This window comes from Lacihabitans sp. LS3-19, assembly GCF_024343575.1.
Classification (GTDB): domain Bacteria; phylum Bacteroidota; class Bacteroidia; order Cytophagales; family Spirosomataceae; genus Leadbetterella.
The window spans coordinates 62447-77488 of the sequence record NZ_RJUA01000112.1; the positions used below are offsets into that span (position 1 = coordinate 62447).

Below are 15042 nucleotides of genomic sequence, written 5' to 3' on the forward strand. Positions count from 1 at the left end.
TTAGAGAAAATTTAAAAACTCCATGAATTATTGTTTCTATTGTAAGGTTCAAAGCTGAATTTGAACATATTTCTAAGGCCAAAATCGTTAGATTGACCTACGACATAATATCCGCCCACGCGAAAATAGAATCTGGCAATATTAAACACTCTATTAAATCCAAAATACAGTTCCGAATACTGGTATTTACGTTCGGGAACATACAAGAAACCCGCACCAGCTACTTCTCTTATTTTTGTTTTGTTTAATAAAGGTATTTTAGATGTAAAAAATCCATTAAACTGATGCTGGTAATGCGACTCAAAGAACCAGTCGAAAGTGGCAAAAGTTTGTGGAATAAGCTGAAAAGTACTCATGGCAGGCGAGAAAAAATAAGAATCTCCACCTCTTTGGTATTTGTAATCCATAATAGCCAAGCGGGTAGTATCTAGAAATTTACCCGCATTTATTCTATATTCTGATACGCCAAATATACCTAAACCAACACTTTGGTAAATTTGGGCAGACAAATAAGTAAAGCTACTCGCGTTTTTGTTTGGCCAGGCTTTTTCTATGTTCATGCCGAAAGTGGGAAACTTCGATCCCAATATTTTTTTTTCGTTCGGCTCTCTTAAAAACAGCTGTTTTGGCGTATAAGTAAAACCAATCCCCGTTTTATATATTCTACTTTCTGGAAAAACCTCAGGCTTATTGCCATTAAAAAGTTTGTCGCCCAGAGGCCCAAATTTAAAATCTGAAAGGTCATTTCTATCTTCAATTTGTCCGAAAGAATTCAAATAAAACCCATTGAAAAGCTCGGTTCTATGGCTAAATGCTATAATTTTGGATTCGTAGAAATTAGACCGCCTGGCAATATCTCGAATGGTTGCTGTATTGTTAATTGCATTAAAACTCGAAGCCAAACGCAGACTTACGCTCGAAACTCTTTTAGGATTGTAATAAAAATTAGCAAAAACATTGCCCCGAAGATCCTTATTCAGCAATCCGAAATTAAGATTTGGCGAAAGTTGGATTGATTTTCGATTTTCGTATACTTTTTTATAAAACAAACCATAGTTTATTCTCCAACCACCAAATGAGAATGGGTTAGCTACACTAATAATTGGATTAAAAAACCAATCCTTTTTTGCATATCTATTTATGTGTCCCCACCCAAGAAACACGAGCTTAGGAAAAGTTAGCTTATTATAAATTTTATCTATAGAGTCAAGATAAACTTTTGACGTCTTTAGCAGCAGCATTTTTTCATTATTCACAACAGCCGCCTGCTCAAGAGTATCCAATGGTTTGGGTCTTATGGCTTCCCAAAATGTACTATCTTTTTTATAAGCCTCCTCCTCAGTCAGCCCCACTTCCAGACCAAAAAAACGTTTTGGCAAAATTTGATCAAACAAAAAATTGGATTGAATTACCTCAGCTTTACCTTCTTTTTTACTTTTTCCTTCTTTTAAGGTCCAGAAATATTTAGTTTCGGTGGGCATCCATCTATCAGCTATTTTTTCATGTTTTTGTTCAAATCTAAAAGAATCATAAAGCAGAAGTGCTTTTTTGGTTAAGCTTAAATTGCAACTTCGCACAACCCAAATACCGTCAATTATTTCTACTTCACCTTCATAAAGTGCGTTTCCGAGCTTCTTCGGACTGACTTTAATTTTATAAATTTTATCTGCTCCATCATAAAAAAAAGATAGCAACTCAAACTTATAACTTAAAATGGCCAAGTCGCTGAATGGTGAAAGGATAGCATTATCGCCTATTTTCTTAATCTTTTCTGTGTTTTTGTAAAGATTATATTCTCCGTCTGTAATAGACTTATAAAACAAAGACGATTGGTCGCCAACTATTTTCACAGCAGATTTCACTTCTTTTTGATGTCCCCTTTGGTCTTCGTTTCTTTTTAATTTTGCCTCAAAAAGGTTAATTTTAAGGGTATCTTTATAGGAAACTTTCGCATCAGGCTCATCTTCTTTTTTGGATAATTTTACCTTAGAATTTGTTCGCTCTGTGCTCAAAATATAAACATCACTTTCGTAGTTTTCATATTGTGTCAACATAGCCTGTTTATTGGCAATGACATTTTTGATAACATCATAAGAAAAATCTCTTTTCTTGACTTTGACCACCAATTCGTCAAGCAATTTTTGATCAACTTTCATCAAGATATTCTGAGTTTTATCTGCATCCAAAACAACTTCAAATATCTCTGTTTGATAGGCCGTATAACTTACAGATATCCTATTCAATCCCTCAGCAATTCGCATTTCGTACTTACCTTCAGCGTCTGTACTTGTACCCAGATTTAAATTAACCACACGAATAGTAGCACCGACTAAAGGCTCATTTTGCTCAGTATAAACAAAACCTTTTAAACTGAAATAGTTTTGAGAATGTGCAGAAAAACCACCATAAAGTAGTAGAAATGTTAGACAATTCTTGAGGAAAAATTTAATCAATAGGGTGTAATAGTTTGAGTTGTAAAACGATAAAATGCAAACTATATTTTAGGCAAAAGCTTAGATTCTAAATTAAACAAGCCTTTTCAATTCGAAATTTCGACCTCTAGAATGCTAAATATATTATTAATTTCTTCATTTAAATTAAAGTCAATTCTTTTTGTTTTAATTTCGAATTTCACCTAAAGTCGAATAGTTTTTCAAACAAAAAGACTTAGAAACCAAAACTATGAACCGTTTAGATCGATTAACTGCAATATTGATACAGCTGCAATCAAAGAGGATTGTAAAAGCACAGGAAATAGCTGAGCGGTTTGAGATAAGTTTGCGAACGGTTTATAGAGACATTAGAACTTTGGAATTGGCAGGAGTTCCTATCTTAAGCGAAGCAGGAATTGGGTATTCACTAATGAAAGAGTATCGCCTTCCGCCAATTCAATTTACTGCTGACGAAGCCTTGGCTTTTTTTACGGCAGAAAAAATACTTTCAAAACTATCTGATCCAAAAACACTGAACAACTACGCTTCTGGGCTTTTTAAAATAAAAGCGGTATTAAATCATCAAGAAAAAGAGCTTTTGGATGAGGCCAAAGATTATATTTCATTCAAAGAAAGTCAATATTTACCCGATAATTCTACACTAAACGTACCTGAAATCCTACAAAGTATTTTACACAAAAAGGTCATTAGAATAAAATATTTCAATTCAAGTTCATTTGAGGAAAATGAAAGGGCGATAGAACCTGTGGGCATTTATAGCCAAAATGCCTATTGGTATTTGATAGCTTGGTGCAGACTGCGGAATGACTACAGAGTTTTTAGGTTTGACAAAATCAATGAGATAGAAATATGCAAAGATAAATTCACAACTAAACATCCGAGTTTGGAGTCTTTTCTGAAAACTACGGCTGAAGAAAAAGCCTTAACCAAAGTAGTAATAAGAATTGAAAAATCCGGCTACAAATACCTTGGCAATCAACACTTTTACATGGGTTTTATAGACCAAAAAGATCTTGGCGAACAAGTCGAAATGTCATTTCTTTCCGCTTCGCTTTCTGGTTTTGCCCATTGGTTTATGCTTTTGGGACACGATGCTGATATTATAGAACCCGAATACTTAAAACATCTGGTTTTGGAAAAACTAGAAGAAGTTAAATGCCGAATCAATGGAAAAACCAATATTTAACAAAAAAGTAAAAGTCCAGAAATACCCTGGAAAAGGCGGCTGGACTTATGTGGTAATAGCCTGCGACGCAAAGCCAAATTCGCCTTGGGTAAAAGTAAAAGGCAAAGTAAACGGTGCTGAAATAGAACAATACAAGATAGCATCGATGAAAAACGGCCTCTTTATGCTTCCTTTAAAAGCCGAACTCCGCAAAAAACAAAATATTAAAGAAGGCGATACCGTAGACATTTGTTTATATCTGGATGAAAGCCACTTAATAGTACCTGAAGAAATCCTCGAATGCTTGGAAGATTTTCCTGAAGCCTTAGCTTTTTTTGAAAAAATGACAGAAAGTAACAAAAAATACTATATCGATTGGGTAGCAGAAGCCAAAAACATAGACACAAAGGTCAATAGAATTAACAAAATGATTGATAGGCTACTTGAGGGGAAACGGATGTATGATATTTGAGTTGTGAGTTTTGAGTCTTGAGTTTTGAGTTTTGAATTTTTTGGTGTTTTTGAGAGTTTTTAGACTGCCAATTAACAGGTTTATTACACACAAAAAGCACTTTCCATAAGCACAATATATTTCATTTTATTGAAGACAGAAATCCGCTTTTGATTTATTGAATTTGTTTTTAAACTTGAACTTGATTTTGGACTTGATTTTGAACTTGAACTTGAATTTGAATTTGAATCCCACTTATTTCAACCAAAATTAAAAATTCTCAACACTGCTGACATAGGGTTGTCATTACCTAAAACTTAATTTGTACTATTGAAAATCAAACCAATTGTAAATGGTCAAAATCGTCAATCTAAAATCATAAATCAAATCAATCGTTAATCGTTAAAATCAAATCATGATCACATTTATTGAAGCTTTCAAAAAGGAGTTTGAAGCAGAGGCTATTCAAACGCGTAGAATGTTAGAAATAGTTCCAAACGACAAATTCGACTGGAGACCGCATCCAAAAAGTATGGATATCAAAACCTTGGCTACACATTTAGCGGAATTGCCGTTGATGATAGTTATGGGGCTAAAACATGACAAATGGGATTTTGCCAATTCTCCATACCCAAGCAAAGAATGCAACAACACCCAGGACTTGTTAGCCAGACTTGAAGAAAGCATTGTTGAAGTTCGCATCGCTTTGGACGAATCAACAGATGACATTTTACAAGACAAATGGGAAATGTGTTCTGGAGACCAAGTTTGGTTGACTTTAGAAAAATGGGAGACCTTCCGCCATGCTATGGGACAAAATGCTCATCACCGTGCTCAATTACAAGTTTACCTTAGATTATTGGACATACCCGTACCTGGTCCTTATGGCCCAAGTGCAGATGAAATGTAGTAAAATCCCCTTTTCGTTTTGTGAAATTCCAAAATTGGCCTAAAGTTTAGAACTTAATCTAAATTTTAGGCCTGTTTTTTTGATTATAATCCGAAAATTAGGCGTGTTTTTTTGATTTCAAATTTTGTTTCGGAGGTTTTAAACAAAAAAATAAAAGTATATCTAAAAAAAATAAGTAAAAATATTTTGATATTTAGTAAAGTTTATTTTACATTTGGTAAATTATTCTTTACAATTAATAAAATTTACAGAAATGAAATCAAGATTTTTATTTCCTCATCGGTACTTTTTTATTGGCTTAGTCATAGCTATTCCGTCTATCATACTCGGGCTTTTTGTGATTTTCAAGGATTTAAGTTTTGATTTTTTAACCATAGAATTGCCTTTCAAATATTATTTCTCAGATACTTTTATAAAAGAAGCCCTTAAAGGAAACTTGATTCGTGAAACGACTCAATTAAATCTAACAGATGAAATAGCAACAATTGGAAGTATAATAGGCTTAATTTTTATAGCTTTTTCAAAATTAAAGGTAGAAGACGAATTTGTCTCAAAAGTTAGACTCGAATCGCTACAATGGGCAATATATTTTAACTTCGGTCTTTTGATTTTAGCAACGATATTTGTTCATGATATGGCCTATTTCAATGTCCTAATTTTTAATATGTTTACGCCATTGGTTTTCTTTATTTTTAGATTCTTCTTTATTTTGTTTCTAAAACCAAGGTTTGAAAACACCAATTTTTAAAACCAATAAAATCTAAGATATGAAGAATAGAATAAGAATAGAAAGGGCAATTTTAGATATTACACAGGCAGATTTGGCAGAGAAAATAGGGGTAAGTAGGCAGACCATCAACGCCATGGAAAGCAACAAGTATGTTCCGTCTACGGTTTTGGCTTTGAAAATTGGGCGTCTTTTTCAGAAACCAGTAGAAGAAATATTTGAATTGGAGGATGAAGATTAAGTTACTTTTCTCTAAACTCCAACCACCATTTTATAGATTCAGGATTTCTCATCGCATCTAAAGTTACGGCTTTTTCAAGCTCATAACCCATCATCAAGCGTTTTACAGGAATCTCCATTTTTTTCCCCGAAAGTGTATAAGGAATCTCAGGAACAGCATAAATTCTATCAGGAACATGCCTTGGACTAAACTGCGTGCGAAGTTCGGTTTTGATTTTCTTGACAAACTCCTCCGTCAACGAAAAACCTTCTGTAAACTGCACAAACAATGGCATTTCGGCAGTACCATCCTCTTTATCTAAACATATCACCAAACTATCTTTTATTTCCTCAATTCCATCCAAAACCTGATAAATCTCTGCAGTTCCAATACGAACTCCACCCCTATTTAGCGTAGCGTCAGATCTACCGAAGATTGTTACACCATCATTCTTGCCTATTTTTATCCAATCTCCATGACTCCAAAGATTTTTGAAATTGTTAAAATAGCTTTCAAAATATTTCTGATCTGTTTGATTATCGTTCCAAAAAAATACGGGCATTGAAGGCATTGGTTTTTTAATAACCAACTCACCAACCTCATCTGTTACTACTTCACCAAGGTCATTATAGGCAAAAACCGCCGAACCTAGGGTTCGACATTGGATTTCTCCAGCATTTACTGGCAAGTATGGACAACCAGCCACAAACGCACTACAAACATCAGTTCCTCCCGACAAGGATACTATTTGGGCATTGGGAAATTGTCCATTTAACCAATAAAAAGCCTCAATAGGCAAAGGCGAACCAGTGGAACCTATGGTTTTGAAATTTAAGGATTTAGCTCTTAAATTAAGCCCAGATTTCATAGAATGAATATAATAGGCTGCTCCTCCGCCGAAATGATCTACTCCAACTTTCTCCGAAAAATCCCAAAGGGCGGTTTCATTAGGAAAAGCTGGGGAACCTTCATAAAGACAAAGCGTAGCTCCACACAAAAGCGATGAAATAGCATAATTCCACATCATCCAGCCAGTGGTAGAGTACCAAAAAAAGCGATCTCCTACTATTACGTTTTGGTGCAAAGCCAAAGCCTTAAAATGCTCCAAAAGTATTCCACCTGTACTGTGTGTAATAGCTTTGGGCTTGCCTGTTGTACCAGACGAATACAAAACCCAAATAGGATCGTTAAAGGCAACAGAAATAAACTGCAACTCTTCAATATCTAAAGGAATTGCCAACAAGGATTTCCATCGCAAAGAATCGACAATGACGACATCTTCCAATGAATTTATACCTGCACTTATTTCGTCTATAGCTTTTGATTTATCAAAAGTCTTTCCATTGTATTGATAGACATCATTCGCAAAAAGAACTTTTGGCGAAACCTGTGAAAACCGATCAATAATACTCTCAGTACCAAAGTCTGGCGAACAGCAAGACCAAATGGCACCCAATGAATTCACTGCCAAGAAAATGGCGATAGTTTCAGGAGAATTTGTTAAATAGCCAACCACTCTATCACCTTTAGTTATACCATTTTCTATTAAAAATTTCTGAATAGCCAGCACTTGGATCTTTAATTCTAGCCAAGAAACTTCTCTTAACAACTGGCTCTCAGCCTGAAACACGATTGCGGGCCTATCTGCATTTTCATTTCGAAAAATATGCTCAGTATAACTTATTTCTGCACCGACAAACCATTTGGCTTTAAAAAACCCTTCTTGAGGCAAGGCTAAAACCTGAGAATACGAACTGTGATTAATGACTTGAAAAAACTGAAAAATTGCTTCCCAAAAATCAGAAAGATTATCAATAGACCAGAGCCAAAAATCATGATAAGAATTGAAACTTTGGGCATATTTTTCTGAAACGAAATTTTCAAAACGTTTCATTTCCGACTTATTAATAAATTCTTGACTTGGGATCCAAAGAGGTTTTTGCATACATCATATAATAAAGTACATATATAAACAATATCTTCAAAACTAAAAAACACCAGCTAAAAAACTGGTGTTTAAATTCTATATTTTTACAAAAAGAAGAATTCGATCAAATTTCTGCAAGTTTAATTTTTTTGTATTGAATACTCATTACATTGCCTGGGTGCAGTTGAATACCAACAGGCCCTGTAGCAGGAATTTTTTCAGAAGTATAAGTCATTACTTCCTTTCCATTTAACCAAGCCGTATAAGTTTTCCCAACCACTTTTACTTTTAAAGTATTCCATTCACCTGGTTTTAAAATTCCATCCACTTTGGCCTCCACAGGGTATCTCAATCCAGGAATATATGGCGAAGCAGTCAAATCTCTTTTTAATGAACCCGAAATACCGATTTGCACTTGGTCATTTTCTCCCCTCAAAAATATTCCTGAGTCAACAACTCCACTTACATCTTTATACTCAACCTCCACCACAAAATCTTTATAAGACTTTTCTGTCCATAGAATACTACCTTTTTTTTCGGCACTGCTTGTAACCAGCAGCATTTTGTCTTTTACCACCCAGTTGTCATTATTTGGCTGCGGAACTACCCATCCCTCAAGGTTTTTGTTATTAAAAATCTTTTTTAATTTCTGAGCATTACTTTGCTGTAAAACAAAAATTAAAAGGAAAAGAAAACCTACTTTTTTCATGTTTATTATGGTTGAATATTTAAAAAATCAGAATAAGAAAGTACCAGCAATTGCTCCTAAAACAGGCCCAACAACAGGTATCCAAGCGTAAGACCAATCACTCGAACCTTTTCCCGCAATGGGCAATATAGCATGAGCAATACGAGGTGCTAAGTCTCTGGCAGGATTAATTGCGTAGCCAGTTGTACCGCCAAGTGCATTGCCAATAACCCAAACCAGCATACCGACCAAATATGGCGATAAACCTGAACCATCCGAAGCATAGATAGAGGAAACGCCTACAAACAAAACAAAAGCACCTGCAAACTCAGCAAAAAGATTTGATGGAGTATGGCGAATGGCTGGGCCAGTTGAAAATACTGCTAATTTGGCACCTTTATCTTCTGTGACCGACCAATGTGGATAATAAAACAACCAAGTGCATAGTGCACCTAGGAATGCTCCGATCATTTGAGCCGTTATAAAAGGTAGAACATTAGACCAATTTCCTGATTTTAATGCAAAAGCAATGGTAAGTGCAGGATTGAGATGGGCATCTTGACTACCGAATTTTTGAGACACAAAAACTCCCATCATAACCGCTAAACCCCAGGCAGTTGTGATAACAATCAATCCAGAATCATTACCCTTTGTGCCTTTCAGAAGCACGTTGGCTACGACACTTTCGCCCAAAAATATCAAAATAAAAGTACCGAGCAATTCGCCAAGAAAAGGAGAAGGTTCCATAAATGAATAATAGTTTTAAGGTTGATTTTCAAAGCAATTTAGTAATTTTGCACCTTAATAAACAAATTATGTCTTTAAATTCTTTAAATGCTATTTCCCCCATCGACGGAAGGTACCGTCGTCAAGTTGAAGACTTCGCCAATTACTTTTCCGAATTTGGATTAATCAAGTACAGAGTTAGGGTCGAAATAGAGTATTTCATTGCTTTGTGCGAAATGCCACTTCCCCAGCTGGAAGGCTTTAGCGAATCATTATTTCCAAGCTTAAGGGCTATCTATCAAAACTTTACTGAAGCTGACGCTCTATCAATCAAAGAGATTGAAAAAACAACCAACCACGATGTAAAGGCTGTAGAATATTTTATCAAAGACAAATTTGACAATCTAGGAATCGGTGCTCAGTCTGAATTCATCCATTTTGGATTGACTTCTCAGGATATTAATAATACTTCAATTCCATTGTCACTTAAAGAAGCCCACGAGGCGGTTTTATATCCAGCACTTCTTGATGTAGTTAAAAATATCAAAACTTTGGCTGACGATTGGGCAGATATTCCGATGTTGGCAAAAACTCACGGACAGCCTGCCTCTCCTACTCGATTAGGAAAAGAATTGCAGGTTTTTGTAGAAAGATTGATAAATCAAATCGGGCTTTTAGCGAGCATACCTTATTCTGCCAAATTCGGAGGAGCTACTGGGAATTTTAATGCTCACCATGCAGCCTATCCGCAAATAAATTGGGTTGGTTTTGGAAATTTATTCGTGAACGATATACTCGGCCTTACACGTAGCCAAACAACCACCCAAATAGAACACTATGATAATTTGGGAGCATATTGTGATAATCTGAAAAGAATCAACACGATTTTGATGGACTTTTCGAAAGACGTTTGGCAATATGTATCCATGAATTATTTCAAACAAAAAATAAAAGCTGGCGAAATAGGTTCATCTGCCATGCCACATAAAGTAAATCCGATAGATTTTGAAAATGCAGAAGGGAACTTAGGAATAGCCAATGCACTTTTTGAACATTTTTCTGCAAAATTACCCATCTCTAGGTTGCAAAGAGATTTAACAGATTCAACTGTTTTACGTAATTTGGGTATTCCATTATCGCATACTTTGATAGCCTTAAAATCACTTCTGAAAGGAATAGGAAAATTGGAATTAAACGAAAATGCGATAAAGGCTGATCTTGACGAAAACTGGGCTGTGGTGGCCGAAGCTATACAGACGATTTTACGAAGAGAAGGTTTTCCAAAACCTTATGAGGCTTTGAAGGATTTAACACGTAAAAATGAAAAAATCACAGAAAAAGCCATCAAGGAATTCATAGAAACATTGGATGTTTCTGAAAAAACCAAATACGAATTAAAGCAAATTTCACCATTTACTTATGTTGGGGTAAATTGAAGGTTTTGACTATTAACTATTAAATTAAAAAACTAAGCCAATAAATTATTAAATTGGCCTAGTTTAATGTTTATACTATAGAATTAAATATGAAAGTCCAAAATTCACTCCCGATAAATAAAATTTTTGATCTAATTGATTAAATCCGCTTGAGGTTTTTGTTATTGGAATATTATTCATAACACTAATTTCAAAATCTCCCAACTCATATTTTAAACCATAATTAAAATTTATTGCAATTTTTTGAGCTTTAGTATTTATTTCTTGAATTTTATCAGGAAACCCTTCTAAGTAAATACTGTTAAATCTAATTTTTGAATGAAAATCTCCTTTCAAATTGTAAACCTTAAAATAAGAAGTGCTATTTATCATAAAATTAATTGAAGATCCAGCAATAAAATTCAAATTTTTAATTATTTGAAAATTTCTAATTCCTCGGAGATTAATATAATTCGCCTTTGAATAAAAATCATTATTCATTTCAATAGAGCCTGTATTCAAATTCTGATTGATATAATTTACAGAAATTGAATTCTTTTTAAAATTTTTAGAAATTCCAATAAAAAAACCCTTATTGCTATTTTTTTGATTAATAGTGTTTCTAAAATTATAAAAATTTTCTGTTACCCTAGATGTACCAAAAACATACCCAGAATTTAATGAAATGGTTTTATTTTGTCCTTTGACAGAAAAAAAGCCCAAAAACATAAATATCAGTATTTTATTTCTCATTTTTCATATAAATTTAAATCAATACCAAACTAAGTGACCATCTAATTGAGGAGTATAATAATAACCATTCCCAGTTTGAAATTCAACGTAAGTATTAGGAATTTCATTCTCAGTAAAAAATACATTCCATGGAGGATAAAGAGTTTTAGAATCATATAATTCATAACCATATTCTGAAACGGAAGTATATGGATTAATAGTTTCACCTATATAACTTCCATTGAAATATAAACTCGCAGTATAATTCACAATTATGGTATTATTACTTTGCATTCCAACCCAAAGACCGAAAATTTTCCTATCAACACCTGCTGCAGTTATACAATCGTATTGAACTCCAAATAAATTTTGCCCATTTCCATTTTGAGAATTTGTAGCATAAACTAATCTATTGCCATAAACAGATACAGTTCCTCTTCTGTTTCCTGAATTATTATAACCAGTATTACCTAAAGTATAGGAACTTATTCTACCCTTTTTTAGATTTTTATTTCCATTAGTGTTGTAATTATAAACTACTAATTCTAAATTTTTTAATCCATCCCTAATTTTCTTTATTTTCTCTAAATTACCATCTAAAATAATATATTGATTATTGGGCTCGATTAAATAAATCATTTTTCCGATATAAAAATAATTTTTTGAATCGTCTGTAAATAAATAATCAAATGGATTATTCAAAGAATTGAAAATAATTTCGTTGTTTTCAATTCTTAAGAGTTTAGGGTTTTTATCAACAATTGATAATACTTCATCCAAATTTTTACAATTGTCTAAACTTTTTATAAGAATTTCTCTAGAATTATTTTTTTGGGTGAAATGTAAACCAAAATTCTTTTTAATGATTTTTTTGTTTAAACTATCATTTGAAAATTTCAAAAAAACATCATGAGATTTAAAGTGGAAAATTCCATCTTCTATTTCAATATCTTCTTTTTGATTTTTATCAATCAAGTTTTCCTTAATTATTTCATTTTTTTTAGATGAATTGATTCTAGAACTTGACAATATACTATTATTATCATTTTGCTTTTCAATCACTTCAGGTTTGGAACAACTAATAAAAAAGGAAAAAATTAAAAAAATTAAAAATGATTTAAAATTCAAAACAAATTGGGGGGGGGGGGGGATTGTTTTCTCATTATTATTATATTTTAGATTTAGAAATATCAAACATACAAAATCTAGGAGAATTAGTGAAATTAATTAATAAAAAATTATTAAACGGGTATAATTACATTTTCATTGGTTCTATAAAAACAAATTTAATGTAAGAACTTAAATCCCAGCAGTTTCTACTTCAGGAGAAATCTTTTTAACTAAACCCTGCAATACTTTTCCTGGTCCACATTCTACAAATTTTGTGGCTCCATCAGCTACCATGTGCTGCACACTTTGTGTCCAACGAACTGGAGCTGTCAACTGATGAATCAAATTCATTTTGATATGTTCAACATCAGTAAATGGCTTGGCACTTACGTTTTGGTATATAGGGCAAATAGGAGTTTTAAACTCTGTATTTTTTATTGCTTCCGCTAATTCTTCACGTGCTGGCTCCATCAAAGGTGAATGAAACGCTCCACCAACCTGAAGCACCAAAGCACGTTTAGCACCAGCTTCTTTCATCTTTTCACATGCAATATTTATTCCTTCTATACTTCCCGAAATCACCAATTGACCAGGACAGTTATAATTTGCAGCAACGACTACTTCTTTTGTTTCTGCATGCACTGCAGCACAAACTTCTTCCACTTTTTCATCAGAAAGATTCAAAACAGCAGCCATTGTTGAAGGGTTTAATTCACAAGCTTTTTGCATAGCATCGGCTCTTTTGGCAACTAACCTTAATCCATCCTCAAAACTCAAAGCTCCAGCAGCAACCAATGCCGAAAACTCACCCAAAGAATGACCCGCTACCATACCAGGTTTGAAATCTTCGATAGTTGTGGCTAAAATAACCGAGTGCAAAAACACTGCTGGCTGTGTTACATTGGTTTGCTTGAGTTCTTCATCGGTACCTTCAAACATTATTTTGGTAATATCAAATCCTAAAACCTCATTGGCTTTATCAAAAAGGGCCTTAGCCTTTTCGTTGGTTTCATAAAGCTCTTTTCCCATGCCACTAAACTGTGCACCTTGTCCCGGAAATACGTATGCTGTCATCTTATCAGAGGTTTTGTTTATGGTGCAAAATTAATTAAAAAGTTTGTATGTTGGTAAGTTGGCAAGTTGGTAAGTTAGAATTTGGTATGAGGGAGAGATAAAATTGCGGCAATATCAAAAAAAATCTTGTAACAAGCTTTTACACGCTTTCGTTTGTTTCCTCACAAATGAAAAGTTATTTTTCGACCCTTCGGTTAATACCATTATAAACGAACCTTATTTAACTCCCCCTTCGTTTGTGTTCCAACAATCAAATAGGCGAATATAAAACCAAAAATCCTCGAATCGCTTCGAGGATTTTTGAATATTTGAAATGTTTGTGGGGACACAAACATTGGAGAGTTCTTAGTTATTTTCTGGTCTAAGGCTTCTAACAGTCTTACCAGCTCTCCACATTTCTGAGTCACGAAGTTCTGCCAATTCAACTTCCAATTTCTCACGGTAATCTGGTTGAGAATTACGCTCGATAGAAATAGAAGCTTCGTTTTGAGTAACTACAGAGTTATACAATTTCTCAAAAACAGGCTTAGTTGCATCACGGAAAGGCTTCCACCAGTCCAAAGCACCTCTTTGAGCAGTAGTAGAACAGTTGGCATACATCCAGTCCATTCCATTTTCAGCTACCAATGGCATTAACGATTGTGTCAATTCTTCAACTGTTTCGTTGAAAGCCTCTGATGGTGAGTGACCATTTGCACGCAATACTTCGTATTGAGCAGCAAAAATTCCTTGGATAGCTCCCATCAAGGTTCCTCTCTCACCTGTAAGGTCAGAAGATACTTCTTTGTAGAAATCTGTTTCGAACAAATATCCTGATCCTACACCGATAGCCATTGCGATACATTTCTCACGAGCTTTTCCAGTGGCATCTTGGTAAACTGCAAAAGATGAGTTTAAACCTTTACCTTCTACGAACAAACGACGAAGTGAAGTACCTGAACCTTTTGGAGCAGCCAAAAATACATCAACATCAGCAGGAGGCACAATGCCCGTTTTTTCTTTGTAAGTAATACCAAATCCATGAGAAAAATACAATGATTTTCCAGGTGTAAGGTATTTTTTTACAGTTGGCCAAAGCTCGATTTGAGCGGCATCTGAAAGCAAATAACAAATGATTGTTCCTTTTTCAAGAGCTTCTTCGATTTCGAAAAGTGTTTCGCCTGGTACAAAACCGTCAGCAACTGCTTTGTCGTAAGTTTTGCCTTTACGTTGTCCTACTATAACTGGAAGACCATTGTCACGCATGTTCAAAGCTTGACCAGGACCTTGTACACCATATCCAATCACTGCGATAACCTCGTTACTTAATACTTCTCTTGCTTTTTCAAGGGGAAATTCTTCTCTTGTTACTACTTCCTCCTCAACACCACCAAAATTTAACTTTGCCATTTATATACTATTTTGTTTTAGAAAATCGAACAATATGTTCTACGTTATATATATT

14 protein-coding genes are annotated in these 15042 nt (G+C 34.2%); 6 read left to right on the forward strand and 8 right to left on the reverse strand.

What is annotated here, in order from left to right; genetic code table 11:
- Positions 1-11: 11 nt before the first annotated feature.
- Positions 12-2453 (reverse strand): DUF5686 and carboxypeptidase regulatory-like domain-containing protein, encoded by a 2442-nt coding sequence (locus tag EGI22_RS16295; protein ID WP_255069480.1) that lies wholly within the window; start codon positions 2451-2453, stop codon positions 12-14.
- A gap of 229 nt (positions 2454-2682) precedes the next feature.
- On the opposite strand from EGI22_RS16295, the gene EGI22_RS16300 reads away from it, so the two are divergent.
- From EGI22_RS16300 to EGI22_RS16320, 5 genes are all read left to right on the forward strand, one after another.
- A complete protein-coding gene (locus EGI22_RS16300; protein ID WP_255069482.1) occupies positions 2683-3639 on the forward strand; it encodes a YafY family protein in 957 nt (318 codons plus the stop codon).
- A complete protein-coding gene (locus tag EGI22_RS16305) occupies positions 3620-4090 on the forward strand; it encodes a YdeI family protein (RefSeq protein ID WP_255069483.1) in 471 nt (156 codons plus the stop codon). Before EGI22_RS16300 ends, EGI22_RS16305 begins: the two co-directional genes overlap by 20 nt.
- A 394-nt stretch (positions 4091-4484) precedes the next feature.
- Positions 4485-4979 carry a DinB family protein gene (locus EGI22_RS16310; RefSeq protein WP_255069484.1) on the forward strand — a complete coding sequence of 165 codons (495 nt, stop codon included), beginning with the start codon at positions 4485-4487 and terminating at the stop codon, positions 4977-4979.
- Between the two features lie 253 nt (positions 4980-5232).
- Positions 5233-5727, forward strand: coding sequence for a hypothetical protein (locus tag EGI22_RS16315; protein WP_255069485.1), 495 nt, complete (start codon positions 5233-5235; stop codon positions 5725-5727).
- A gap of 19 nt (positions 5728-5746) precedes the next feature.
- Positions 5747-5947, forward strand: coding sequence for a helix-turn-helix transcriptional regulator (locus EGI22_RS16320; protein WP_255069486.1), 201 nt, complete (start codon positions 5747-5749; stop codon positions 5945-5947).
- A gap of 1 nt (position 5948) precedes the next feature.
- On the opposite strand, the gene EGI22_RS16325 is transcribed toward EGI22_RS16320, so the two are convergent.
- The 3 genes from EGI22_RS16325 to EGI22_RS16335 all read right to left on the reverse strand — a co-directional run bounded on the left by EGI22_RS16325 (position 5949) and on the right by EGI22_RS16335 (position 9288).
- On the reverse strand, positions 5949-7871 hold the full coding sequence (locus EGI22_RS16325; RefSeq protein WP_255069487.1) for an acetoacetate--CoA ligase: 1923 nt from the start codon (positions 7869-7871) through the stop codon (positions 5949-5951).
- A gap of 106 nt (positions 7872-7977) precedes the next feature.
- Positions 7978-8562, reverse strand: coding sequence for a DUF1080 domain-containing protein (locus tag EGI22_RS16330; protein ID WP_255069488.1), 585 nt, complete (start codon positions 8560-8562; stop codon positions 7978-7980).
- A gap of 27 nt (positions 8563-8589) precedes the next feature.
- Entirely contained in the window at positions 8590-9288 is a 699-nt protein-coding gene (locus EGI22_RS16335; RefSeq protein WP_255069489.1) for an MIP/aquaporin family protein, read from the reverse strand.
- 68 nt (positions 9289-9356) lie between these two features.
- On the opposite strand from EGI22_RS16335, the gene purB reads away from it, so the two are divergent.
- Positions 9357-10703, forward strand: a complete 1347-nt coding sequence (gene purB / locus EGI22_RS16340) for an adenylosuccinate lyase (protein WP_255069490.1) — start codon at positions 9357-9359, stop codon at positions 10701-10703.
- A 75-nt stretch (positions 10704-10778) separates the two neighbouring features.
- Here purB and EGI22_RS16345 read toward each other — a convergent pair whose 3' ends face one another.
- From EGI22_RS16345 to ilvC, 4 genes are all read right to left on the reverse strand, one after another.
- Positions 10779-11039: a hypothetical protein gene (locus EGI22_RS16345; protein ID WP_255069491.1), complete on the reverse strand. Its 261-nt coding sequence runs from the start codon at positions 11037-11039 to the stop codon at positions 10779-10781.
- Positions 11040-11453: 414 nt separating this feature from the next.
- Positions 11454-12476 (reverse strand): hypothetical protein, encoded by a 1023-nt coding sequence (locus EGI22_RS16350; RefSeq protein ID WP_255069492.1) that lies wholly within the window; start codon positions 12474-12476, stop codon positions 11454-11456.
- A 237-nt stretch (positions 12477-12713) separates the two neighbouring features.
- On the reverse strand, positions 12714-13598 hold the full coding sequence (gene fabD, locus EGI22_RS16355) for an ACP S-malonyltransferase (RefSeq protein WP_255069493.1): 885 nt from the start codon (positions 13596-13598) through the stop codon (positions 12714-12716).
- A 345-nt stretch (positions 13599-13943) separates the two neighbouring features.
- Positions 13944-14987: a ketol-acid reductoisomerase gene (gene ilvC, locus EGI22_RS16360; protein WP_255069494.1), complete on the reverse strand. Its 1044-nt coding sequence runs from the start codon at positions 14985-14987 to the stop codon at positions 13944-13946.
- Positions 14988-15042 lie beyond the last annotated feature (55 nt).

What these genes read in the sequence shown, in the direction of transcription:
- EGI22_RS16335 (WP_255069489.1), bottom strand. Translation starts at nt 9,288, where the DNA reads ATGGAACCTTCTCCTTTTCTTGGCGAATTGCTCGGTACTTTTATTTTG.
- purB (WP_255069490.1), top strand. Translation starts at nt 9,357, where the DNA reads ATGTCTTTAAATTCTTTAAATGCTATTTCCCCCATCGACGGAAGGTAC.
- EGI22_RS16325 (WP_255069487.1), bottom strand. Translation starts at nt 7,871, where the DNA reads ATGCAAAAACCTCTTTGGATCCCAAGTCAAGAATTTATTAATAAGTCG.
- EGI22_RS16315 (WP_255069485.1), top strand. Translation starts at nt 5,233, where the DNA reads ATGAAATCAAGATTTTTATTTCCTCATCGGTACTTTTTTATTGGCTTA.
- EGI22_RS16310 (WP_255069484.1), top strand. Translation starts at nt 4,485, where the DNA reads ATGATCACATTTATTGAAGCTTTCAAAAAGGAGTTTGAAGCAGAGGCT.
- EGI22_RS16305 (WP_255069483.1), top strand. Translation starts at nt 3,620, where the DNA reads ATGGAAAAACCAATATTTAACAAAAAAGTAAAAGTCCAGAAATACCCT.
- ilvC (WP_255069494.1), bottom strand. Translation starts at nt 14,987, where the DNA reads ATGGCAAAGTTAAATTTTGGTGGTGTTGAGGAGGAAGTAGTAACAAGA.
- fabD (WP_255069493.1), bottom strand. Translation starts at nt 13,598, where the DNA reads ATGACAGCATACGTATTTCCGGGACAAGGTGCACAGTTTAGTGGCATG.
- EGI22_RS16330 (WP_255069488.1), bottom strand. Translation starts at nt 8,562, where the DNA reads ATGAAAAAAGTAGGTTTTCTTTTCCTTTTAATTTTTGTTTTACAGCAA.
- EGI22_RS16300 (WP_255069482.1), top strand. Translation starts at nt 2,683, where the DNA reads ATGAACCGTTTAGATCGATTAACTGCAATATTGATACAGCTGCAATCA.
- EGI22_RS16320 (WP_255069486.1), top strand. Translation starts at nt 5,747, where the DNA reads ATGAAGAATAGAATAAGAATAGAAAGGGCAATTTTAGATATTACACAG.